The 24,718-nt window shown below is 55.2% G+C and carries 17 protein-coding genes; 10 read left to right on the forward strand and 7 right to left on the reverse strand.

What is annotated here, in order from left to right; genetic code table 11:
* The first annotated feature begins 135 nt into the window (after positions 1 to 135).
* Entirely contained in the window at positions 136 to 2,775 is a 2,640-nt protein-coding gene (gyrA, locus tag ACFQW4_RS13075) for a DNA topoisomerase (ATP-hydrolyzing) subunit A (RefSeq protein WP_101763668.1), read from the forward strand.
* Between the two features lie 164 nt (positions 2,776 to 2,939).
* Positions 2,940 to 5,795 (forward strand): two-component system sensor histidine kinase RcsC, encoded by a 2,856-nt coding sequence (rcsC, locus tag ACFQW4_RS13080; RefSeq protein WP_101763669.1) that lies wholly within the window; start codon positions 2,940 to 2,942, stop codon positions 5,793 to 5,795.
* A 48-nt stretch (positions 5,796 to 5,843) separates the two neighbouring features.
* Here the strand turns inward: rcsC and rcsB are convergent, their stop codons facing one another.
* Genes rcsB through ACFQW4_RS13095 form a run of 3 tightly spaced genes read right to left on the reverse strand, consistent with a single transcriptional unit; the run spans position 5,844 to position 10,337 of the window.
* Positions 5,844 to 6,494, reverse strand: a complete 651-nt coding sequence (gene rcsB / locus ACFQW4_RS13085) for a response regulator transcription factor RcsB (RefSeq protein ID WP_007889370.1) — start codon at positions 6,492 to 6,494, stop codon at positions 5,844 to 5,846.
* A gap of 1 nt (position 6,495) precedes the next feature.
* Positions 6,496 to 9,159, reverse strand: coding sequence for a phosphotransferase RcsD (gene rcsD, locus ACFQW4_RS13090; protein ID WP_210081372.1), 2,664 nt, complete (start codon positions 9,157 to 9,159; stop codon positions 6,496 to 6,498).
* Positions 9,160 to 9,182: 23 nt separating this feature from the next.
* Positions 9,183 to 10,337, reverse strand: coding sequence for an MFS transporter (locus ACFQW4_RS13095; protein WP_377725704.1), 1,155 nt, complete (start codon positions 10,335 to 10,337; stop codon positions 9,183 to 9,185).
* 562 nt (positions 10,338 to 10,899) lie between these two features.
* Here ACFQW4_RS13095 and ACFQW4_RS13100 point away from each other — a divergent pair.
* The 4 genes from ACFQW4_RS13100 (at position 10,900) to ompC (ending at position 17,778) form a co-directional block, all read left to right on the forward strand.
* Complete coding sequence (locus ACFQW4_RS13100; RefSeq protein ID WP_377725706.1) at positions 10,900 to 12,684, forward strand: Ig-like domain-containing protein; 1,785 nt, start codon at positions 10,900 to 10,902, stop codon at positions 12,682 to 12,684.
* Positions 12,685 to 12,756: 72 nt separating this feature from the next.
* Positions 12,757 to 14,889, forward strand: a complete 2,133-nt coding sequence (locus ACFQW4_RS13105; protein ID WP_377725708.1) for a type I secretion system permease/ATPase — start codon at positions 12,757 to 12,759, stop codon at positions 14,887 to 14,889.
* Positions 14,886 to 16,055 carry an HlyD family efflux transporter periplasmic adaptor subunit gene (locus ACFQW4_RS13110; protein WP_192233289.1) on the forward strand — a complete coding sequence of 390 codons (1,170 nt, stop codon included), beginning with the start codon at positions 14,886 to 14,888 and terminating at the stop codon, positions 16,053 to 16,055. Before ACFQW4_RS13105 ends, ACFQW4_RS13110 begins: the two co-directional genes overlap by 4 nt.
* A gap of 598 nt (positions 16,056 to 16,653) precedes the next feature.
* Positions 16,654 to 17,778 (forward strand): porin OmpC, encoded by a 1,125-nt coding sequence (ompC, locus tag ACFQW4_RS13115; protein ID WP_101763675.1) that lies wholly within the window; start codon positions 16,654 to 16,656, stop codon positions 17,776 to 17,778.
* A 24-nt stretch (positions 17,779 to 17,802) separates the two neighbouring features.
* Here ompC and ACFQW4_RS13120 read toward each other — a convergent pair whose 3' ends face one another.
* Complete coding sequence (locus ACFQW4_RS13120) at positions 17,803 to 18,366, reverse strand: TetR/AcrR family transcriptional regulator (RefSeq protein WP_192233291.1); 564 nt, start codon at positions 18,364 to 18,366, stop codon at positions 17,803 to 17,805.
* A 93-nt stretch (positions 18,367 to 18,459) separates the two neighbouring features.
* On the opposite strand from ACFQW4_RS13120, the gene ACFQW4_RS13125 reads away from it, so the two are divergent.
* On the forward strand, positions 18,460 to 18,915 hold the full coding sequence (locus tag ACFQW4_RS13125) for a DUF1348 family protein (RefSeq protein ID WP_377725711.1): 456 nt from the start codon (positions 18,460 to 18,462) through the stop codon (positions 18,913 to 18,915).
* A 3-nt stretch (positions 18,916 to 18,918) separates the two neighbouring features.
* Here the strand turns inward: ACFQW4_RS13125 and ACFQW4_RS13130 are convergent, their stop codons facing one another.
* Positions 18,919 to 19,077, reverse strand: a complete 159-nt coding sequence (locus tag ACFQW4_RS13130; RefSeq protein ID WP_377725713.1) for a hypothetical protein — start codon at positions 19,075 to 19,077, stop codon at positions 18,919 to 18,921.
* A 402-nt stretch (positions 19,078 to 19,479) separates the two neighbouring features.
* Here ACFQW4_RS13130 and apbE point away from each other — a divergent pair, with 402 nt between their 5' ends.
* The 3 genes from apbE (at position 19,480) to ACFQW4_RS13145 (ending at position 23,337) form a co-directional block, all read left to right on the forward strand.
* Positions 19,480 to 20,517 (forward strand): FAD:protein FMN transferase ApbE, encoded by a 1,038-nt coding sequence (gene apbE / locus ACFQW4_RS13135; RefSeq protein WP_377725714.1) that lies wholly within the window; start codon positions 19,480 to 19,482, stop codon positions 20,515 to 20,517.
* Positions 20,518 to 20,528: 11 nt separating this feature from the next.
* Complete coding sequence (alkB, locus tag ACFQW4_RS13140) at positions 20,529 to 21,170, forward strand: DNA oxidative demethylase AlkB (protein ID WP_377725716.1); 642 nt, start codon at positions 20,529 to 20,531, stop codon at positions 21,168 to 21,170.
* 514 nt (positions 21,171 to 21,684) lie between these two features.
* Positions 21,685 to 23,337 carry a multidrug ABC transporter permease/ATP-binding protein gene (locus ACFQW4_RS13145; protein ID WP_110866591.1) on the forward strand — a complete coding sequence of 551 codons (1,653 nt, stop codon included), beginning with the start codon at positions 21,685 to 21,687 and terminating at the stop codon, positions 23,335 to 23,337.
* Positions 23,338 to 23,493: 156 nt separating this feature from the next.
* On the opposite strand, the gene ACFQW4_RS13150 is transcribed toward ACFQW4_RS13145, so the two are convergent.
* Positions 23,494 to 24,219, reverse strand: a complete 726-nt coding sequence (locus tag ACFQW4_RS13150) for a 4'-phosphopantetheinyl transferase (protein WP_192233300.1) — start codon at positions 24,217 to 24,219, stop codon at positions 23,494 to 23,496.
* Positions 24,220 to 24,296: 77 nt separating this feature from the next.
* Positions 24,297 to 24,500 (reverse strand): hypothetical protein, encoded by a 204-nt coding sequence (locus ACFQW4_RS13155; protein WP_008105079.1) that lies wholly within the window; start codon positions 24,498 to 24,500, stop codon positions 24,297 to 24,299.
* Between the last annotated feature and the right edge of the window lie 218 nt (positions 24,501 to 24,718).

Genomic DNA, 24,718 nt, shown 5'->3' on the forward strand with positions numbered 1-24,718 from the left:
CTTAACTCACGCGAACGCATCTCTCACGCTCAAGGAAAAGCGGGATTAAGGCCTGGTTAACGTTCACCGAAGGGAAGCAATGTGATATACTTTCGCACCTTTAAATCCGGGATTATGTAGAGGGATAGCGGCTCCATGAGCGACCTTGCGAGAGAAATTACACCGGTCAATATCGAAGAAGAGTTGAAAAACTCCTACCTCGATTACGCCATGTCGGTCATTGTTGGCCGAGCCTTACCCGATGTGCGTGATGGTCTGAAGCCGGTACACCGCCGTGTGCTTTTTGCCATGAGCGAACTGGGCAACGACTGGAATAAACCCTATAAAAAATCCGCCCGTGTGGTCGGTGACGTCATCGGTAAATATCACCCGCACGGCGATTCCGCTGTATACGAAAGTATCGTGCGTATGGCCCAGCCATTCTCCCTGCGCTACATGCTGGTTGACGGTCAGGGTAACTTTGGTTCGGTCGACGGCGACTCCGCCGCAGCGATGCGTTATACCGAAGTCCGCATGGCAAAGATCTCTTCGGAGCTGCTGGCTGACCTGGAAAAGGAAACCGTCGATTTCGTGCCGAACTATGACGGCACCGAGCAGATCCCTGAAGTCCTGCCAACTAAAATTCCTAACCTGCTGGTAAACGGTTCTTCCGGTATCGCCGTTGGTATGGCAACCAACATTCCACCGCACAACCTGACGGAAGTGATCAACGGCTGTCTGGCGTTTATCGAAGATGAAGACATCACCGTTGAAGGCCTGATGGAACACATCACCGGGCCAGACTTCCCGACGGCGGCCTTCATCAATGGTCGTCGTGGTATTGAAGAAGCCTATCGCACCGGGCGCGGTAAGATTTACATTCGCGCACGTGGCGAAGTGGAAACCGATGCCAAGACCGGCCGTGAAACCATCATCGTGCACGAACTGCCGTATCAGGTGAACAAAGCGCGTCTGATCGAGAAGATCGCCGAGCTGGTGAAAGAGAAGCGCGTGGAAGGCATCAGCGCACTACGTGACGAATCTGATAAAGACGGCATGCGTGTTGTCATTGAGATCAAACGCGATGCGGTGGGTGAAGTGGTTCTCAACAACCTCTACTCGCTGACACAGCTGCAGGTCTCTTTCGGCATCAACATGGTGGCGCTGCATCAGGGCCAGCCGAAGATCATGACGCTGAAAGGCATCATCGAAGCCTTCGTGCGTCACCGTCGTGAAGTGGTTACGCGTCGTACCATTTTCGAACTGCGTAAAGCGCGCGATCGTGCTCACATCCTTGAAGGCCTGGCGATTGCGCTGGCTAACATCGACCCGATCATCGAACTGATTCGTCGTGCACCAACGCCAGCCGAAGCGAAACTGGGCCTGCTGGCGCAGTCGTGGGATCTGGGTAACGTTGCCGCGATGCTGGAACGTGCCGGTAATGATGCTGCGCGTCCGGAATGGCTGGAAGCCGAGTTCGGTATTCGCGATGGTCAATATTATCTGACTGAACAGCAAGCGCAGGCGATTCTGGATCTGCGTCTGCAGAAACTGACCGGCCTCGAGCATGAAAAACTGCTCGACGAATACAAAGAGCTGCTGGATCAGATCGCTGAACTGCTGCACATCCTGCAAAGCGCTGAGCGCCTGATGGAAGTGATCCGTGAAGAGCTGGAGCTGATGCGCGATCAGTTCGGCGACGCACGTCGTACTGAAATTACGGCGAACAGTGCAGACATCAACATCGAAGACCTGATCAATCAGGAAGACGTTGTGGTGACGCTGTCGCATCAGGGTTATGTCAAATACCAACCGCTGACCGACTATGAAGCCCAGCGCCGCGGTGGTAAAGGCAAATCCGCCGCACGTATTAAAGAAGAAGACTTTATCGATCGTCTGCTGGTGGCCAACACCCACGACACCATTCTGTGCTTCTCCAGCCGCGGCCGTCTCTACTGGATGAAGGTCTATCAGCTGCCGGAAGCCAGCCGTGGTGCGCGCGGTCGTCCAATCGTTAACCTGTTGCCGCTGGAAGCCAACGAACGTATCACCGCCATTCTGCCGGTGCGTGAATACACCGAAGGCTTCAACATCTTCATGGCTACTGCGAGCGGTACCGTGAAGAAAACCGCGCTGCAGGAGTTCAGCCGTCCGCGTAGCGCGGGCATCATCGCCATCAACCTGCGTGAGGATGACGAGCTGATTGGCGTGGCGCTGACCAACGGTAGCGACGAAGCGATGCTGTTCTCTGCCGCCGGTAAAGTGGTGCGCTTCGCTGAAACGGCGGTACGTGCGATGGGCCGTTCGGCTTCGGGCGTTCGCGGTATCAAGCTGGCTGAAAGCGACAAAGTGGTGTCGCTGATTGTGCCACGCGAAGAGGGCGCGATCCTCACCGTGACGCAGAACGGTTACGGTAAACGTACTGCCAACAGCGAGTATCCAACCAAGTCGCGTGCGACCCAGGGCGTGATCTCGATTAAAGTCACCGAACGTAACGGACCGGTTATCGGCGCGGTACAGGTGGTGGATGGCGATCAGATCATGATGATCACCGATGCCGGTACGCTGGTGCGTACTCGCGTATCGGAAGTCAGCGTGGTAGGCCGTAATACTCAGGGCGTGATTCTGATCCGTACAGCGGAAGATGAAAACGTGGTGGGTCTGCAACGCGTCGCGGAGCCGGTGGAAGAGGAAGAACTCGACGCCATCGACGGTAGCGTAGCGGAAGGCGAGGAGGATATCGCGCCGGAAGTGGACAGCGACGACGATGCACCAGAAGCTGACGACGAAGAGTAATTCGTAACGGCTTTAATAAGCGGCAGGTCAGGAAACTGGCCTGCCGTTTTTTTATCTGAGTTTTCCCCTAAAGGCGCGGGCTAGCTGGCTTTTTAGGGCCGATAAAGCTAGTGTATGGAAGCTTTTCAACATCCTGATAACCTCTTACCGCCAGTGAGCCTCATTTGAAATATCTCGTCTCCTTTCGCACTACGCTTCGAATTTCGCGCTATCTGTTTCGTGCGCTGGCGTTGCTGCTCTGGGCGCTGGGTGCGCTGCTGACCACTTTCTACATCATCAACGTGCTGCACGAGAAAGAGAACGCGGTGCGTCAGGAGTTTGCCGCCAATTATGGTCAGGCTGAGTGGTACGTGCGCCATTCGGCGGACGTGATGCGCGAGCTGAAATACATCACCGAAAATCGCCTGAGCAGCAGCGCTAATGGTCTGGATGTGCTCAACGGTTTGCCGCCGGGCAAAGGTGCGCTGCCGCAGTTCACGCCGCTGTTTTCCGATGGCGACTGCACGTCAATGAGCAATACCTGGCGTAACTCGCTGGACTCGCTCAGCTACTACATCAATTACTGGAAAAGCAATTTTGCCTCGGCGTATGAATTGAACCGCGTGTTCTTCATCGGCGGAGAGAATCAGTGTCTGGCTGATTTCACCATCGGCAGCAACAATTCGGTCGATCGTGAACGTAGCCTGAAAGCGCTGCGCGAACGCGTGCTGCACTATCGCAACGGCAATGAAGAAGAGCGCCGCCAGCCGATGTATTGGATCACCAGCAGCGCGCAGCCGGGCGTCGGCAACTTCTATATGGTGATGCCGGTATATGTGGCGAACAAGCTGCAGGCGCTGCTGGGCGTGGAGCAGAATATTCGCCTTGATGAGTTTATTCAGCCGGGCGGTTTGCCGCTGGTGGCCACCATCACCGATGAAAACTACCGTCCGCTGATCAGTTCGCGTCGCGGCGGGCCGGGCTACTCGCTCGACGATCTGCCGGATAACAGCACCTGGTTCGGCTATCTCGACAGCTATCGCCAGCTGGTGCTGAAAAAGCCGCTGCCGCCGTCGAATCTCAATGTGGTGTGGTCGCTTTCCACCGACGTGTTAACCGATCAGCTCAAGCTGATGCTGATCAACGCGCTGCTACTCAATATCTTAACCGCGGTGATTTTGTTCACGCTGGCGTGGATTTTTGAGCGCCGCATGTTCCTGCCGGCCGAGGAGAATGCGCATCGGCTGGAGGAGCACGAGCAGTTCAACCGCAAGATTGTCGCCTCGGCGCCGGTCGGCATCTGTATCCTGCGCACTAGCGACGGCACCAACATTCTGAGTAACGAACTGGCGCATAACTATCTGACGCTGCTGACGCAGGAAGATCGCCAGCGTCTGAATGAAATCATTGGCGGTCAGCAGGTCAACTTTGTCGATGTGCTCACCGGCAGCAACACCAACCTGCAAATCAGCTTTGTACATTCGCGTTATCGTAATGAAAACGTGGCGATTTGCGTGCTGGTGGATGTTTCGGCGCGCGTGCGTATGGAGCAGTCGCTGCAGGAGATGGCGCACTCGGCCGAGCAAGCCAGCCAGTCGAAATCAATGTTCCTCGCCACCGTCAGCCATGAACTGCGCACGCCGCTGTACGGCATTATCGGTAACCTCGATCTGCTGCAAACCAAAGTGCTGCCGAAAGGCGTCGATTCACTGGTGACGGCGATGAACAACTCGTCGAGCCTGCTGCTGAAGATCATCAGCGACATCCTCGACTTCTCGAAGATTGAATCCGAACAGCTTAAAATTGAACCGCATCCGTTCTCGCCGCGTGAAGTGGTCAATCACATTGCCAGCAACTATCTCTCGCTGGTGGTGCGTAAGCGCCTGGCGCTGTATGTGTTTATTGAAAACGATGTGCCGCTGATTATGGATGGCGACGCCATGCGTCTGCAGCAGGTGATATCTAACCTGCTGAACAACGCCATTAAATTCACGCATACCGGCTGCATCATTCTGCATGCTTACGTCAAAGAGGGTTATCTGGCATTCCGCGTACGCGATACCGGCGTCGGTATTCCGGCCAAAGAGGTAACGCGCCTGTTCGATCCGTTCTTCCAGGTGGGTTCTGGCGTGCAGCGTAACTTCCAGGGCACCGGCTTAGGGCTGGCGATTTGTGAAAAGCTGATCAACATGATGGACGGCGACATCGAAGTCGATTCCGAACCGGGTATGGGCAGCCAGTTTATCGTGCGTATTCCGATCTATTCCGGTCAGCTGGCGGCGCCACCGCTGCTCGACGGCTTGCAGGAAAAAGCCATCTGGCTGGATATGCGTAATGAGTATCTCGCCAGCTTCCTGCTGCGTCTGCTGCAACAGCAGGGCATTCAGGCAGCGTATTACCACGGCCAGGCGGCGGCTGATGATGTGATCATCAGCGATCACGATGAGCCTGCCGCGCAAACTGGACGCGCACATATTCGTATCTGTGGTGAGCACATCGATATGCCGCACGAAACCGCCCCGGGGCAATGGATTCAGAGCAGCGCGATGCTCCACGATCTGCCGCAGCTGCTGGGCCGCATCTACCGCATCAACATTAATAGCCAAACCGCCACGCCGCTGCCGTTAACCGCGCCAAAAGCCGCCGCGACTTTCGAAGATATTATCGTGCTGATTGTTGATGACCATCCGATCAACCGCATGCTGCTATCGGAGCAGCTCGGCACCGTCGGCTATCAAACCAAAACCGCGCAGGATGGCGTTGATGCGCTGAACGTGCTGAGTCGCAACCATATCGATATCGTGCTGAGCGACGTGAACATGCCGAACATGGATGGTTATCGCCTGACGCAACGTCTGCGTCAGCTGGGACATACTTTCCCGGTGATTGGCGTCACGGCAAATGCGTTAGCGGAAGAGAAGCAGCGCTGTATGGATGCGGGCATGGATAACTGTTTGTCGAAGCCGGTTACGCTGGATGTGTTGAAAAGCACGCTGGCGGTGTATGCGGAACGCGTCAGAAAGGGCAGGGTAGAGGCGTAAAGCGGATACTAAAAAATGGGCGGTGCCAGAAGACGCCGCCCATCTGTATTACTCTTTGTCGACCTGAGTGGCGCTGACAGAAGAGAGATAGTTCAGCAGCGCGATATCGTTTTCCACGCCCAGTTTCATCATTGCTGATTTCTTCTGGCTACTGATGGTTTTGATACTGCGGTTAAGTTTCTTAGCGATCTCAGTCACCAGGAAACCTTCTGCGAACAGACGCAGTACTTCACTCTCTTTCGGCGACAGACGTTTGTCACCGTAACCACCGGCGCTGATGCGCTCCAGCAGTTTTGCCACGCTTTCCGGCGTATATTTTTTGCCTTTCTGCAGAGCCGCGAGTGCTTTTGGCAGATCGGTTGGTGCGCCTTGCTTCAGTACGATCCCTTCGATATCCAGATCCAACACCGCGCTCAGGATCGCTGGGTTATTGTTCATGGTCAGAACGATAATCGAGAGGTCCGGATAGTGACGTTTGATGTATTTAATCAGGGTGATACCGTCACCGTACTTCTCGCCTGGCATGGAGAGGTCGGTAATCAGGACATTAGCGTCCAGTTTGGGCAAGCTGTTTACCAGTGCTGTTGAGTCTTCAAACTCACCTACAACGTTAACCCATTCAATCTGTTCCAGTGACTTACGGATACCGAACAGAACGATCGGATGGTCATCGGCAATAATTACGTTCAAGTTATTCATCTTATTGGTTACCTTGCTGCAGCAGTTGGCTGACGTAAGCGTCAATTTCACTGGTGGTATTTTTAATGGTTAAATCGTCACATACTTTAATGTGTTGTTCTAACGCTTCACAAAGCTGTTTACCTGAACCCAGATTGAGCATGGCAAACACGCCTTTCAGGCGATGTGCTGTCTGAGCAAGCGAGGGATAATCCTTTTCCGCCGCTTCAGTATACAGTCTCTTCACATCTGGCGGTACTGTCTCGGTAAACAGCTGGAAATAGCCTCCGCTCATTAGCGGCGTGGCTTCTTCATCTTCGCGACTCTCCTCTAACAAATCATGAGAAAGTTGCTTTTCAATCAGGGCCAGCAGCGCATCAAGCAGTGCATTACTGAGATTGAAGTTGACCCGGAATTGCTGATCGTTCAACGCGTGATGACCCATTTCGTCACCGGCCAGCAGCAGCGCCCAGCCGTTCAGGCGCGCCGGATCGTCGGTCACCAGCACATCATGATCCTGACCAGTTAAACGCTCATCCGAGGTCAGGCATTTCGCTCCCCAGTTTTCGAGGTGGCGACAAACGATCTTGTGTACGTCTTCTACGGCGATATCCACCAACGCGGTCACGCCTTCCAGCAGTTTCTCTTCCTGCTCGCCTTGCTGCTCTAACGCCAGCGGCAGCTGAATATTGTAGCGTGTGCCGATATCGGGTTTAGCGATGATCTCCAGCTGGCCGCCCATCTGTTTGCACAGCTGCTTACAGAGGAAAAATGCCATGCCGGACGCCTGGCCAAAACGATCTTGCGTGGTGTCGCCGAGATAGGGGAAATCGACATTCGCCAGTTCATCGACGCTCAAGCCGGAGCCGGTATCCACCAGCTGCAGCAAGACCTGGTTGGGCTTGTCTTCACTGGTTTTGATCTCCAGCGAAATCTTGCCCCAGCGCGTGGTGGTCAGCGAATAGTGCATCAGCGTGGTCAGCACTTTACGCAGCGCACGACGATCGCCAAAACGCATCTCGTCATTGGCTAAATGGTTATTCACCACCAGCGCTAAACCTTTACGACGCAGCAGCGGCAGGCTTTCCAGCGCGATTTCGTCCAGCATATCCTGCAGGTTGAACACGCTGGCATCAGGCGACCAGTCATGCGCTTCCAGGCGATTAAGCAGCACAATGTCATCCACCAGGCGCGCCAAACCCTGGCTCTCGTCGAGCAGATCGAGCACGCTTTCGTCATCGTCACGCTGGCTAAGTTGTACTAGTTGCTTAACCATGCTTTGCAGTGGACCATTGAGGGCGTGACCGAGGTTATGCATTAACTGTTGACGCATCTGGTGATTACGATCCAGCACCTGTTGCGCCTTCTGCAACTTCTTATTCACCAGTAATTCGCGGTCCTGATCGCGCATCATAAATAGCTGAGTATGCGGCGACAGTACGCTGCGCGCGTGACGAATTTCATACACTTCGTTATTAATGGTCGCCTGCAATACGCCCTGATGTTGATCGGACATATTGATGATTTTCTGCAGATTCAGGTGCGGCAATAGATGTTCAGCGATTTTATTGCTGAGCAGCGTGCGGTTAGTGGCGAAGTCGTACACCAGCAAGCCGACCGGCAAACTGGCGACGATCTCTTCGTTAAGCATGCGCAGCGAATCCAGCTCGGCGCTCTGATTCTCGTTCGGGCGCAGCGATTGCTGACGCAGCAGCGTAATGCCCGCAATCGACAATAAAAACAGCACAAGGTTGATCAGCAGCGGCCACATCAGATTATGCAGCGTATCCAGCGCCAGGCTGGTGAGCGGCACGCGATACACCAGCTGCAGCGAAGTGCTAGGCAGCGAGGCGGCGATCTCCAGATTCGGGTTTACCAGCGCCACGTGCGTGCTTTCGCTGCTGGTATCGTCGCTGGTGGTGGTGGTGGTCGACGTTTGCGTCGCGTCCTGACGCAGTTGGAAGTTCTCCAGCGGCATATTACGCGGAATCAGATCGTTAACCGGCAAATCAAATGCCACCACGGTGGCTAAATGGCCCGGCTGATTGAAAGTGGTGCGCAGGGTAAAGTAGTGATCGTTCTGCCAGGCGAAGTGACGCAGCGGCGAGAAGCTTTCGCGCTCATCCAGCGCATTGGCCTGCTGCAGCATCTCGGCGCGGCGGCTATCAACCAGCGAATTAATCGCACTCTCTTTATAACGCGTCGCCATGTCTTTCAGCGGCAGCGTGGAGATCATAATCAGGCTGTTATCCTGACCATTGAGGAAGTACATCGACCAGGTCGGATTTTCCGCGCCCCACAGCGTATCGAGATAGTTGGACATGCGCATGGTCATATCCAGCGTGCTGCTATCGTGCGAACCGAAAATCAGTGCTTCGGTTTTGCGGCGGGTTTTTTCCAGATAATAGACATCCGGGCGCAGGCGGGTTTCCTGAAGATTACTGTTCGGCGACGAACCGGCGGCGCTGGTGGCCAGGTTCTCATAGATCTGCCACGTAGCGAAGCGCGACGCATCGATGCGTTTCTGCATCGCACGCGCCAAATCAGTCATCGCATAGCGCTTCTCTGTCATCCAGGCATTCACGCTGTTGTGCACCATCGCGCCCAGCGCCAGAAAAAGCACCAGGTTAAACACCACGAAAAAGCGCGTTACATTGCCGGATGTCAGTGGAAATTTATAAGGCAGCATAGTGTCTCAGGATCATGGAATTAGCGCGCAACCCGTCGGGCACTGGCAGCGACGGCCAGCAGCAGCAGAGCGATAAGCAAAAATGCACCACTCAGGCTGATCCACTGGGAAATTAATCCGATTAAAGCCGGACCTGAAAGAATACCTGCATAGCCTAACGTTGTCATGGCCGAAATCGCCAGATTCGACGGCATATCGTGTTGATTCCCGGCAGCATTGAACAACATCGGCACCGTATTGGCGAGGCCAAAACCCACCAGCAGGAAAGCCAGCAGCGCAATTTGCGGCCACGGCAGCAACACCGCCAGCGTCATGCCTGCGGCAGCGGCTAACGCACCGGTCAACATCACCGGATAACGTCCGAAGCGCTGAATCACTTTATCGCCGGTCAGACGACCAATGGTCATTGCCACCGAGAACACCGCATAACCTAAACCGGCGTGCGCCGGGCTCATCTCCGGGTTTTGCAGCAGCAACAGCGCGCCCCAATCCAGCACCGCACCTTCGGCAAGAAACAGAATAAAGCAGAGCAAACCGAGGAAAGCCACCCAACCGCGCGGAATAACCAGCCACGGCTGATCGGGCTGATGCAGGCGTTCGGTCATCAGCGTCGGCAGGCTCCACACCAGCAGCAGCACAATCAGCACCATCACCGCGCCAACCGCTTGCAACGGCGTCAGGCCGCTGCCGAGTAACAGGCTGACGGAGCCAGCGCCAATAATCCCGCCGAGGCTAAAGAAACCGTGGAAACCGGACATCATCGGCTTGCGTGCGGCTTTTTCCACTTCGACCGCCTGCACGTTCATCGCGACATCCAGCATGCCGAGTCCGGCACCAAATACCATTAAAGTGGCGGCCATCAGCCACATCACATCAAGCGTCGCCAGCAGCGGTAACATCGCCAGCACCACCAGCGTGGAGCACAACATCACCCGACGACCACCGAAGCGCGCAATCAAACCCCCGGTAATCGGCATCGCCGCCAGCGAGCCAATTCCCAGACACAGCAGCAAACCACCCAATGATGCGCCGCTCAATGCCAGACGCTGGCTGGCGAACGGCACCAGCGGTGCCCATGCGGACATGCCCAATCCAGCGATGAGGAAAACGATACGTGTCCCGGGGTTGACACGGTGATGCAATTTATTTTGCGGCGCGGCGTCCAGTGCTGTCATAAAGAGTAGTTTTCATTAGCGGGTGAAGCGACGAAGTTTAGCATCAAAGCGCATGTCACACCGCGCATCAGACCCTATCAGATGGCAGCGATTAAACGCCAGAAACAGGCATATTACCGATTTTTTACGCATCGCTGCGCTTTTCCAGAACTTTCCTAGCATGTGCCAATGATTACTGGAGTGACTTAAGTAAAATTTTTTCTGCCGAATGATGCAGTATACTGATGAAAGATTCCGCGCCACATGCGGCCTGGACGTCAATTTTTTGGCGCTGTCGCAAAGCATGCATTTCCGGATTTTCGCCAATAGGCAGCGACCACGTAAAACCGATATGTTAGTCATCCCATCAGCTCCCGATGCGGAATATAGCGAGATCGAGATTATTTCTCCCCCTTTGGGAGAATTTTGCTGTGCCTTATTTTAGTCCTTGTTACCTGCGGGTAACCCGTTTTCATCAGGCGAAGCGGGCCATTGATTAATGGCCTGTATGGCGCACCGGTACGCTTAAAACATTAATAAGCTTAATGACCGTTGCAATACCTTTCCTGTAACGAGGTTACCTATGTCTTCACGTCAATCCGAACAACAATTAGCGGCGATTCTGCACTCTGCGGTCACTCTTTATCCGCTGGCAGACGACACATCATCTTTGCAAACGCGCAGCGTGGATACTACGCCGCCCGCGCCGTTACGTCCTTATGAACCTATTGCACAAGATGGCGTGATTGCCGCATGGGAATCCGGCAGGAATATTCACCTGCGCGGTCGCGCCGAATCTGAGCCAGGCGCCACCGTAACGCTGACCTTTAACGGCGAAGTCTGGCACAGCACGGTAAATAAATGGGGTTACTGGAATGCTTCGATGCCGCCGTCGGTGCTCAACGGATTGTCCGACGGTGCTTATTCGCTGACGCTGACCATCACCGACAAAGCCGGTAACAGCACCGATACGCAGGTGGGCTTTGGGGTTTACGTGGATAAAACCATCAAGCCTACGCTGACGGTGGATCCGATCAGCGGTGATAACGCGGTCAGCGTGGCAGAAGGCATTTACGGCGTGGAGGTGCACGGCAGTGTTACGCACATGCCGGCGAACAGCCATGTCACGGTGATCTTAGCCGGAAAAAAATACTCTGGCGGCGTTAACGATAAAGGCGAATGGACCGCCGCTATTCCTTCACAGGATCTTCAGGCGTTACAGGATGGCGTCTACAGCCTGAAAGTCAGCGCTACCGATCCCAACGGCAAAACCACCGCTTATCTGCAGGATGTCACCTTAATTACCCACGTTAGCAGCCTGCCGCACATCAGCTTCGATAAGGTCACGGCAGACAACGTCATCAATAAAGAAGAGAGCCAAAACGATCTCACCTTTAGCGGCGATCTCTCGGTGGTGGTACCGGGCCAGCAGCTGTTGCTGTGCAGTGGAGATGCGGTCTATCACGCGCAGATTGGCAGCGACGGTCACTGGCAGGTAACGATTCCGGCCAGTGAAGTGGCGAGCTTTATTGCACTGGGCGAAATCCGCGTTTATGCGCAGGATGGCGCTGGCAACAGCACTGACGCAATGCTGGAACTGAACGTGGTCACCCAACTGCCAGACATCTATTACGAAATCAATATTGGCGGCGATACCACGCTGAATCAGCAGGAAGCGCAGCACGATCTCAGTTTCTATCTCGAAGGCGTGAAGGAGCTGACGCTCAACGGCAAAAACTACACGCCGGTCAACGGCATGGTCACCATCAGCGCCGAAGATCTGCAGGCGCTGCCGGATGGCGAAGTGTCGGCGCTGGCCACGCGCTGGGATGAGTACGGCAACCACGACACGCAGATTATTGAGAACCTGTTCAACGTTGCCACGCATCAGGTGCCGACCATTACGCTGAATCAACCGTTTGGCGACGGGGTGCTGGATGCGGCGGAGCTGAATAGCTGGCATCTGATTCAGGGCAGCAGTAGCCATCTCGATCAGGGCAGCCTTGTGACGTTGACGCTGGGCGATCAGAGTTACACCGCCACGGTTAAAGCCGACGGCAACTGGGCGCTGACCATTTTGGCGGGTCAGCTGGCACCGCTGGATGATGGCAGCTACCAAATGAAGGTCAGCGCGCAGGACAAAGCAGGCAATGTGGCGACGGCGACGCAGCCGGTGACCATCGATAGCCATGAGGCGGCCGCCAGCGTCAGCAGCGAGCCACTGAATACGCAGCTGGTCGACGCAGGCGACAGCGCCGCCGCTCAACCCAGCGATGCGCGCGCCACGGAAAGCCACTACAACTCCAGCGATAGCAGTTACACCCTCGGCGATCATCTGCAGCAACATCAGGTTCAGAGCCTGGCGTAATCCGCCCATCAACCGCTAGCAACATCGGCTAGCGGTTGCCAGCCCACTCTCATTGCTCACGGGACAACAGGGATGACAGCACAACCCTTCAACAGCGACAACGGCATCGCGGCAATGCTGCGCGTGGCGGCACGCTTCGGTAAACCGGCGGACGGCAGCACGCTGCGCCAGCAGATGCGCTGGTTTCAACATCTGGCCCCGACGCAACAGTTAGAACGTTTAGCCCGGCTGTTAGGCCTGCATTTGATGTTGCTGCCGCACAGCAAACTGCGCTGGCGGCAGGAAATTGTGCCGGTATTGCTGCTGCTGGAAAATGGCAGCGTGGCGTTGATAGAAGAGGTGGATAGTAACGGTGGCGTACGTTACTGGCTGAGTGAAAGTGGCGATGTGGTGCGCGCAGGTCAGCTGCAGGATTTGCTCATGCAGGCCGACATGCAGGTCGGCGTCGTTGGTGTGGCGGCGCGGGCGCGTGATGCGCGCATCGATGAGTTTGTGCAGCCGTATCAGCCGCACTGGTTCTGGCATCACTTTCGTGGCATGAAGCGGCGCATTGCGGAAATCAGCCTGGCCTCGCTGGTCGGCAACGTGCTGGCGCTGGCGGGCATTCTGTTTTCTATGCAGGTGTACGATCGGGTGATTCCGGCGCAGTCGCTGCCAACGTTGTGGGTGTTGTTCGCCGGCGTGGTGCTGGCGGCCGCCATTGAGTATCTGATTCGCCTCATGCGCACCCAGGTTTCTGATCTGATGGGCAAACGCATCGACCTGAAAATATCCGCCATGCTGTTTGCGCGGGCGATGAACATCCGCAACGAAGCGCGTCCGCGTTCCACCGGCTCCTTTATTGCCCAATTGCGTGAAATTGACCAGGTACGCGAACTGCTGACGTCCACCACGGTGAATGCCGCCGCCGACTTGCCGTTTGTGCTGCTGTTTCTGCTGATTATGGCGTCGATTGGCGGCTGGCTGGTGCTGATTCCGTTAATGGCGATTCCGCTGATCGTCATTCCTGGTTTACTGGTGCAGATCCCGATGGCGCGTCTGGCGCAGGAAGGGTTGCGGGAAAGCGCGCTGCGCCAGGCGGTGTTGGTGGAAACCTTAGAAGGTGTAGAGGATATCAAAGCGCTGCAAGCGGAACCCTATTTTCAACGCCAGTGGGAGCAAACGCACGAAGTTAGCGCGGCCATCAGCAATCAGCAACGTTTGTGGGGCGCGCGCCTCACCGGTTGGTCGGCCAGCGTGCAGCAGCTCACCTATGCCGGCATGTTGGTGCTCGGCGTCTATCTGGTGCTCGACAATCAGATCACCACCGGCACGCTGGTGGCGTGCAGCTTGCTCTCATCACGCACCATCGCGCCGCTGATGCAGCTCACCATGGTGTTTTCGCGCTGGCAGCATGCGAAATCGGCGATGAAAGGGCTGGATGAACTGTTAAAGAAGCCGCTCGACCAACCCGATCACGCCACGCTGGCGCACTGTCCGGTGCTCAGCGGCCACTATCTGCTGCAAAACGTGCATTACCGCTACGAAGAGGAGAGCGGTAATAGCGTGCTCAACATTCCGCAGTTGCAGATCGCGCCCGGCGAACGCGTGGCGATTCTCGGTAAAGTCGGCGCGGGCAAATCGACGCTGCTGAAGATGCTGGCCGGTCAGGCGCGCGCCAGCCAGGGCAAAGTGCTGGTGGACGGCGTCGATCTCACCTGCATCGATCCGGTCGATCTGCGGCGTCAGCTTGGCTGGCTGTCGCAGGATGCGCGGCTGTTTTTCGGCACGCTGCGCCAGAACCTGCTGCTCGGGAATCCGCACGCCAGCGAGCAGGAGATGCTGCAGGCGCTGCGCATTAGCGGCGCGTTAGCTTTGGTGCAGCAGGATGCCGCCAGCCTCGATCGCATTATTCACGAAGGCGGACGCGGCTTGTCCGGCGGCCAGCGGCAAATGGTGCTGCTCAGCCGGTTGATTCTGCGCCAGCCGCAGGTGGTTTTGCTGGACGAACCGACCGCGGCGATGGATGAACAGCTGGAAGCGCAGGTGATTCGTCAGCTGGCGCAATGGGTCACCGGGCGCACGCTGGTACTGGTCACGCATCGTCCCGCGCTGCTGCGCATGGTTGATCGCATCATTGTGATGGATAACGGCCGCATCGTGGCCGATGGCGCGCGCGACGAGATTCTGCGCCACGCCGCCAATAAAAAAGGAGATGCGGCATGAGCGTGGTGCTGTTGGATAAAGATCTGACGCGGCGTGAGCGTCGCACCTCGGCGATCATCTGGCTGTGCGTGGTGGCGCTGCTGCTGTTTCTGCTGTGGGCGTACTTTGCGGTGCTGGACGAAGTCACGGTCGGCATCGGCAAAGTCACGCCTTCCAGCCGCGCGCAGATCATTGATAGCCTTGATGGCGGCATCGTCAAACAGCTCAATGTGCACGAGGGCAATATCGTGCAGCGCGGCGAGGTGCTGGCAACACTCGATCCCACGCGCTTTCAAACCAACTTTGGTGAGGCGATTGCGCGGGTGCGCACGCTGCGTGCCTCCTCTGAACGTTTACAGGCCGAGCTCAGCGACACGCCGCTGAGGTTCAGCGCCGATATCCTGCAACATCCCGAACTGGTGGCGCGCGAAACGCAGCTCTATCAGGCGCGGCGGCAGAATTTTGTCGAGACCATCGGCAATTTGCAGCAATCCCTTGCGCTGGTGCAGGCAGAACTCAACGTGACGGAGCCGCTGATGCTGCGCGGCGCGGCGGGTAAGGTGGATGTGATTCGCCTGCGTCGCCAGGTTAGCGATCTGCGCGGCAAAATCGACGAAGCGCGCAACGATTATTACGTGCGAGCCCATGAAGAGCAGGTGAAGAACAACGGTGAGCTGGATGCGCAGTTGCAGGTGGCGGCAGGGAAACAGGATCTGCTGACGCGCACTACGCTGATTTCGCCGGTGCGCGGCATTGTGAAGGATGTGCGCGTCACCACCGTGGGCGGCGTGCTGGAGCCGGGTGGCAAGCTGATGGAGATTGTACCGCTGGAGGATCAATTGCTGATTGAGACGCGCATCAATCCACGCGATATCGGCTATATCCGGCCGGGTTTACCCGCGGTGGTGAAGATCACCGCCTACGACGCGTCGATTTATGGCGATCTGCACGGGGAAGTCGAAACCGTTTCGCCTGATACGCTGCAGGACGAGGTGCGGCACGACGAGTTTTACTATCGCGTCTATGTGCGCACGCAAAAAGCCGAGCTGACCAATAAAAGCGGACGCAGATTCGCCATCATGCCCGGCATGGTGGCGAATGTTGAGATTAAAACCGGTCAGAAAACCGTGATGGATTATTTGCTTAAGCCGCTGAATAAAGCCAGGGAATCACTGCGTGAGCGTTAACAATATGCACCGGCTATTATTGCAGCGATCTTTGTTACGTGCCGAAATTAACATTGCCGATTTAAGGCTATGAATTGAACAAAATGTGCGAAAAGAGACAAATAATGCGCGGCAGTTATTGTGGTTAATTTAACCCGTGTAATTAACTTTACGCAATATAAGGCGATGTCTGAATTGCGGGCAAAAAAATGCCGGACCATCTGGTCCGGCGGGAAATTAGGGTAAATCAAAACATTCGGGGTGAATGAAGGTAATAATGAAATAAATGATGATAGCGGGGATAATTGTATGCTCTGGATGGGTTTGAGTTTTGTCATTCAGTGCGGAAATGTAAATCATGTAATTTGATGTTTTTAAACAATTAAAATATATGTTGTCAAAAAGTGCTATATTTTTTACCTATCTGTGCTGGTTATTAGTTCCCCTGAATTTACATCCTGAAATAACTATTTAATACACTGAAACAGTTTTGGAAATTTAGTAGCATTTTCGTGATAGATTATTGCCCAACATAAAATAACAATGGCTTGCCGGCTGAATTTTTAATCATTCAGTTCGCAGTGGCAAAAATAAAGGCACATTAAAGAGGGTAATAAAAATGAAACGTCGCGTTCTCTCCCTGATGATTCCTGCATTGCTGGTGGCAGGATCAGCAAGCGCAGCTGAAATTTACAATAAAGATGGCAACAAATTAGACCTCTACGGCAAAGTGGACGGTCTGCATTATTTTTCTGACAACTCTGGCTCAGACGGTGACCAGTCTTACCTGCGTTTTGGCTTCAAAGGTGAAACTCAGGTGACCGATCAGCTGACCGGTTACGGCCAGTGGGAATACCAGGCTGCACTGAACACCGCAGAAAGCGAAGGCACCGCTAACAGCTATACGCGTGTTGGTTTTGCCGGTCTGAAATTTGGTGATGCGGGTTCATTCGATTACGGCCGTAACTACGGCGTGATGTACGATCTCGGCGCATGGACTGACGTTCTGCCAGAGTTCGGTGGCGATACCTACGGCGCGGACAACTTCCTGTTCCAGCGCAGCAACGGCCTCGCAACCTATCGTAATACCAACTTCTTCGGTTTAGTCGATGGCTGGAACTTCGCGGTTCAGTATCAAGGCAAAAACGATAACCCAACCGAATCTACTGGCTCTGGTCGTGATGTGTTGGGCGAGAACGGTGACGGCTACGGCCTGAGCACCACTTACGATCTGGGTTCAGGTTTCGGTATTGGTGCAGCGATGTTCCAGTCTGACCGTACCAATAACCAGAACGGTAACAATCCACGTACCGCCAACATCCTGGGTCGCGGTGATAAAGCCGAAGCTTACAGCGGCGCGCTGAAGTATGACGCTAACAACGTTTACCTGGCCGCAATGTACAGCCGTTCATACAACGCAACGCGTTTCGGCGCCAGCGATAGCGGCACCGTTTACGGTTACGCCAACAAAGCGGATAACTGGGAATTGGTGGCACAGTACCAGTTCGACTTCGGCCTGCGTCCATCTCTGGCGTTTGTCTCTTCTCGCGGCTCTGACATCGAAGGTTACGGCAGCCAGAACCTGAAGAAATACATTGATGTAGGCGCAACCTACTACTTCAACAAAAACATGTCGACCTACGTTGATTACCAGATCAACCTGCTGGACGACAACAACTTCACCGACGCAGCCGGTATCAATACCGATGACGTCGTAGCACTGGGCTTGGTTTACCAGTTCTAAGGGTGATGGAGCGTGACTTGCCGGTCACGCTCCCGTTTTCAGCAGCGCATCCAGCGCGGCACGCAGCACGTCGACCACCCGTTCCGCCTCCTCGCCAATCTGTACCTGCACAATCGCGCCCTCAACCAGCAACACAATCTGCGCCGTTTTGACCTGCTGATCGGGCATCAACTTGTCGCTGATCGCCTGCGCCATCTCACGCTTATGTTGACGAATCAGTTCGCTGGCTTCCGCTAACGTGTCGCCCAGCTCCGCGGCGGTATTGATAAACGCACAGCCGCGATAATCGTCATCCCTGAACCAGCTCAGTAACGCCGCAGGCAGCGCATCGATCAATGCCGCATGCTGATTCAGCGCATGGCGAAACGCCAGCATCCAGCGCTGATGGCGCTGCTGTAAAAACGCCAGCACCAGCGCATTCTTCGCCGGAAAGTGACGATAGAAAGTCACTTTGGTCACGCCCGCTTGCGCAATCACCTTATCCACACCGGTGGCGCGAATGCCTTGTTGGTAAAAAAGCTGTTGCGCGCACAGCAAGATACGATCGCGCGCGGAGGCGGTGGCATCAAAGATCAGAGGCTCAAGCATAAAAATTCCTGTGTTTGCATGTAGACAGAATTGTCTACATACGGCAGGATGAATCAAGTAGACAGACCTGTCTACATAATCGGGAGAAATAACATGCTGGTGACACCGTTCAATCAACAAACCGCGTTACAGAAAGTCCGCATGGCGGAAGATGCCTGGAATAGCTGCGATGCGCAGCGTGTTTCGCGGGTGTACAGCGAAGATACGCGCTGGCGCAATCGCAGTGAATTCGTCAATGGACGCGCAGAAGTCGTGGCCTTCCTGCAGCGCAAGTGGGTGAAAGAGTTGGATTATCGACTGATCAAAGAGCTATGGGCGTGGCATGAAGATAAGCTGGCGGTACGCTTTGCCTATGAATGGCATGATGACAGCGGTAACTGGTTTCGCAGCTATGGCAATGAGAACTGGCACTTTGGCGCCGATGGTTTGATGATTCAGCGATTCGCCTGCATCAACGATCTGCCGATCAGCGCAGATCAGCGTCTTTTCCACTGGCCAGCCGGCACGCGCCCGGACGATCATCCGGGCCTGAGTGAGTTGGGACTGTAGCGGTTATTGCATACCGCGCCATTTTTTGGCTTTGGGTGCCGGTTGCGACGGCGGGTTGGTGATGGCGCTCAGGCTGCCTTCCATCGCGACACCCGCCAGCGTAAAGGCCGAGAAGCTCAGCCAGTGCTGCCATTTACTGTTTTGTGTTTTGCTATTTTCCATTCTGCACCTCGCTGAAGTTCAACTCATCTTCAACAATGCAGCATTCATGCCAGCGCACCGCTCTCAGCGCCACGCGGCTTGCAGCGACTTTGCTACACTGCGCCAGCGCTGAAGCGGTGCAGAAGGGTGATTTTCTGGTGCAATAATTTAACGTCGGCGTGCAGGATAGTGCTGAATCAGGCGATGGCGGTACGTCTGCCAACATTTGAAACTGCCATAAATAAACAGCCCGGCGGTTACGGCAATAATCATATAAATCATCTGATGCTCCTGTAGGCATAACGTTGCAGGAACCGGTTATCCTGTGTCAGCGTTTATCGAACATCAAGCAGCTTTAGACTGCTTTACAAGCGAGTTATGCTTTGTAATTGGCTGTAGTAATGGTTTACAGATGAGGAATTGATGCGTTTTCAGAACATTCTGCTAATTAGCCTGCTGGCATTAGGTCTCAGCGGTTGCGAAAAAAACAGCAGCCAACCTGCGATGGTGCTGGAAGGCAAAACCATGGGCACCGTGTGGCGCGTCAGCGTCGCCGGCGTTGATCCGCAGCGTAAAGCGGCGTTGCAACAGCTGATCCAGCAACAGCTGGATCGCGATGACGGCGAACTCTCGACGTGGAAAAGCGATTCGGTGCTGTCGCACTTTAATCAGTATCAAGGCAACGCACCGCAGCCGGTAAGCGCTGACATAGCGGACATCGTCACTGAAGCGCTGCGAATCGGGCATAAAACGTCGGGTGCGATGGATATCACCGTGGGCCCGCTGGTCAATCTGTGGGGTTTTGGCCCGACGAAGCAACCGGCGCATACCCCCAGCGAGGCAGAAATCGCCGCCGCTAAAGCGCGGACCGGTTTGCAGCATCTGCGCGTGATTCAGGGCGTGGACGGTCAATGGCTGCAGAAAGATCTGCCCGGCCTGTATGTCGATCTCTCCACCATGGGAGAAGGCTATGCCACCGATCATCTGGCGCGTCTGATGGAGCAGCAAGGCATCACTGATTATCTGGTTTCAGTGGGCGGCGCAGTATTGAGCCGTGGCGTCAATGCTAATCAGCAGCCGTGGCGCGTGGCGATCCAGAAACCCACCGATCGTGAAAACGCGGTGGAAGCGCGCGTCGATCTGCAAGGACACGGCATTAGCACCTCCGGCAGCTATCGCAACTATTATGAACTGGATGGCAAACGCATTTCGCACGTCATCGATCCGACTACCGGAAGACCGATTGAGCACAAGCTGGTGTCGGCAACGGTGATAGCCACCACCGCGCTGGAAGCGGATGGCTGGGATACCGGTTTGATGGTGCTCGGCAGCGAACGCGCTAAAGCGTTAGCGGTGAAAGAGCATCTGGCGGTCTATTTGATCAGCAAGCAGGGCGACGGCTTTACTCACTGGATGTCGCCGCAGTTTAAAACCTTCCTCATCGATCAGGCATCTCAATAAAGGAGGCGCACATGCTGGATTTATTTAGTGACGAAGCGCCGTGGCAGGAACCGCTGGCGGATGGCGCGGTGATTCTGCGGCGTCGCGCTCGCGAACAGGCCGATGCGCTGCTGGCGGCGATTCACGACATCGCCGAGAAAAATCCCTTTGCCCATCGCATCACGCCCGGTGGCCATCGCATGTCGGTGGCGATGACCAACTGTGGTGATTTTGGCTGGTCCACCGATTCGCGCGGCTATCAATATACCGAGCAAGACAGCAACAGCGGACACCATTGGCCGCCGATGCCCGCGCTGTTCCGCGAGCTGGCGCAGCAAACCGCGCGCGAAGCGGGCTTTGCCGGTTTCAACCCGGATGCCTGCCTGATTAACCGCTATGAACCCGGCGCAAAACTGACGCTGCATCAGGATAAAGATGAGAAGGATCTGCGCCAGCCGATTGTGTCGGTTTCGCTGGGATTGCCTGCGGTATTCCAGTTCGGCGGTTTCGAACGCGGCGATGCTACCCAGCGCGTGCTGCTGGAACATGGCGATATCGTGGTGTGGGGCGGGCCATCGCGCCTGCGTTATCACGGCATTCTGCCGCTCAAACCTGGCATTCATCCGCAGGCAGGCGCTTTCCGTTTCAACCTGACTTTCCGCCGCGCATTTTAGGCATTTTTGTGGCGGCGCAATTTATTGCGTAATACATGTTAGTTAAGCCAGTGATGAGGGCGCTGGCCGGTGCCACTTTTGGGCCGGCGGTCCTCGCGCCGCTAGCGCGGTTCCTTCACTTCGCTCGTCTGCCTGACGGACCGGCGGAGACGGGACTTCCATGTCCCGGCTCCGCCTTTCGCCCGCGTCCTGCGGGCTCTCCTGGCTTCCTCGCTTCGTTCAGCGCTGCGGATTGCCGGCCCAAAAGCGGCCCCGGCCTGCTCATCAACTTCAGTGCGTATTATTGAAAAGGGCTCATTTGCCAGAGGCGCAGACGTGTCAGAGCCCGCACAGATAATGCCTTTTCAAAACAAAATACCTTCTTATCTGACAAGCATTTCGCAATAAATCGCGCTGCTACAAACTAGCGGCAAGCAACATTGTGCTCAGGCAACTATGGCATGAGAATTATTCTTGCTATCAGCCAAGGCGACATTAAACTGCAGGCTGCTTTATTGACCGCTGGAACCCTTTGATGGCATTGCTGCAAGTCGTTTTTCGCCAGTACCGCTGGCCTTTTATTGGCGTCATTCTTCTTACATTGTTAAGCGCCGTGCTTGGTATTGGTTTGATTGCCTATATCAATAATGAGCTGATTGTCGCGGTGAATACTTCGATTTCGGTGCTGCCGAGTTTCCTTGGCCAGCTGTTCCTGCTAATGGCGGTGACGCTCGGCTCCCAGCTGGCGCTGACTATGCTCGGCCATCACTTTGTCTGGCGGCTGCGCGGCGAATTCATCAAACGGATTCTTGATACGCGCGTGGAGCGCATCGAACAGATTGGCAATGCCCAACTGCTGGCCGGTCTCACCAGCGATGTGCGCGCCATCACCATCGCCTTCGTGCGTTTACCCGAGCTGATTCAGGGCATCATTATTACGCTCGGTTCGGCGCTTTATCTCGCCTGGCTTTCGCCAAAAATGCTGCTAATCACCTGCCTGTGGCTGGTGGTGACGCTGGTTGGCGGTTGGCTGCTGGTATCACGCGTTTATCAGCACATGGCTAAGCTGCGTGAAATCGAAGATGACCTGTATCGCGATTTCCAGACCATTATCGAAGGGCGTAAAGAGCTGCAGCTTAACCGCGAACGTGCGCAGCTTATTTACGACAGTGTTTATCAGGAGAATGCCAAAAGCTATCGCCACCACATCGTGCGCGCCGATACCTTCCACCTCAGCGCGGTGAACTGGTCGAATATCATGATGCTCGGCGCGATTGGCATCGTGTTCTTTATGGCGAACGGGCTGGGCTGGGCAAATACGGCGGTGGCGGCAACTTATTCGCTGACGCTGCTGTTTCTGCGCACACCGCTGCTGGCGGCGGTCGGCGCCTTGCCAACGCTGCTCAGCGCGCAGGTGGCGTTTCGCAAGCTCAACAGGTTTGAACTGGCGCCCTATGAAGAAACGTTCAAGGCGCTGCCAAAAGTCAGCGACTGGCAAACGCTGGAGCTGCGCGACGTCTGCTTCCACTACGGTGAGCACGGATTCCAGGTTGGGCCGATCAATTTGACGCTGCGCCGCGGCGAGCTGGTGTTCCTGATTGGCGGCAACGGCAGCGGAAAATCGACGCTGGCGATGCTGCTCACCGGCCTCTATCAGCCGCAATCGGGCAGTTTGCTGCTGGATGGCAAGGTGGTGGATTGGCAAAACCTCGATGCTTATCGCAAACATTTCTCGGCGGTGTTTACTGACGTGCATCTGTTTGATCGCCTCATCGGCGATCAAGGGCAGCCAGCCAATCCTGCGCTGGTGCAGCAGTGGCTGGAGCGTCTGAAGATGCAGGACAAGCTCAAGCTGGAAGGCAATAGAGTGCTTAATCTGCAACTGTCGAAAGGGCAGAGCAAACGTCTGGCGCTGCTGCTGGCAGCCGCCGAAGAGCGCGATATTCTGTTGCTCGACGAATGGGCGGCGGATCAGGATCCGCATTTCCGTCGCATCTTCTATCGTGAGCTGCTGCCATGGTTACAGGAATCGGGTAAAACGGTGTTCGCTATTAGTCATGACGATCACTACTTTATTCACGCCGATCGCTTGCTGGAGATGCGCGAAGGTCAACTAAGTGAGTTAACCGGTAACGAACGCGAGATGGCAACGCTGGATGCGGTGCAACGTACCGATACCGGCCATTAACGCCAGCCGGGAAAGCTTAGCAAAAACCCTTATTGGGCAAGAAGTTGCGGAGTGAGTAAAGTCACTCCCAGCAGAAATCCTCGTTTCTGCGTCCCTGGAACACTTTTCTGTCGTCTTATGTTGTCACCGGCTCAGGTTTATTTCTGAGCCGGTTTTTTATTTTGTCGGGAGCGGATGCGTCAGCAGCGTAATCACGCGATCTCCAGCCAGCCAAAAACGCGCCTGCAGCAGCGCTTTGGTGGTGAAATACTCATCAAAATCTTGACACAACCGCAGCGTTGCACGGCCTTGCTGCACGTCCAGTTCCAGCACTTCCGCCTGAAGAAAATCCATTGGCTGATGCAATTGCGGCCACAGCGCTTTGTACACACTCTCTTTCAATGAAAACAGCAGTGTAGCGGCCTGGGCAAAGGGCATAGGCCGCGCCAGCAGGCGCTGTTTTTCCGCCGGGCTCATCAACATCCCAGCGGTTTCATCGGCGGTTTCCTCCGCCATAATCTGCTCAACATCCACACCCACGCACAGTGGCTCGCGCGTCGCAGCCATCACCGCAACGCTGTGCGTATGCGACAGCGACGCCTGAATGCCGGCGGGCCACAACGGTGAGCGATCGGGCGCATTACACAAAACAAAGTGCGGTAAACCGAAGTGCGCAAAGTTTTGCTGCACCAGCCAGCGACTCGCCAGATGCTCGGCTTTGCGTTTCGTCACCGCGCTCTGAAGCGACGCGGGCAGCGGCAGTTGCCACGCCTGGTGCAATTCAGCATGCCAGTGATGTTGATCGAATTCGCACCAGGCGATCGGCAATGTATCCAGCGACATGCCAGCAGCGCGGATAAACGGGGAAGAGGGCAGGGCAAGCGGCGTTTCAGAGGCGAACATAAAAAATCACGGCTGACGGAAAACGTAGTTTTACCAGCCAGCCGGATGGAGAGCAAGCCAAAGGGGCTCGCCTACTTTTAGTTATTTGGCGGAATAGCCATGCCTTTAATCTGCACCACGAAGTGCTGATGGCCTTTGGTGATGCGCGCACCGCGATCGCACCAGCGCGAGGCGAGACGGAAGAAATCGTCGCTGCCGATATCGTAAGCCAGTTCAACTTTATTGATACCCGAGTGCAGGAGTTCTTCCGCATCCTGCAGGTTTTTTGCTTTGATGACCATAAAGGTTTCCATCGAAAAAACAAGAGCCCTAAGAGTAAGAGAAGTCTGTGACAGTTTTGTTTCAATTTGATGAAGCGCTGTAACATTTATCCAGAAATGTGATCTGGCTCGGGTTGAGTTGCTTTCGGTAAGTTACTGATTAAAAGTCAATAATCAGCATTTCTTTGGCGATAATCTGAGAATGCTTTATTGCATGGAAAACATATGAAATCGCCAGA

The organism is Pantoea sp. GCM10028869 (genome assembly GCF_042666835.1).
GTDB lineage: Bacteria > Pseudomonadota > Gammaproteobacteria > Enterobacterales > Enterobacteriaceae > Pantoea > Pantoea leporis.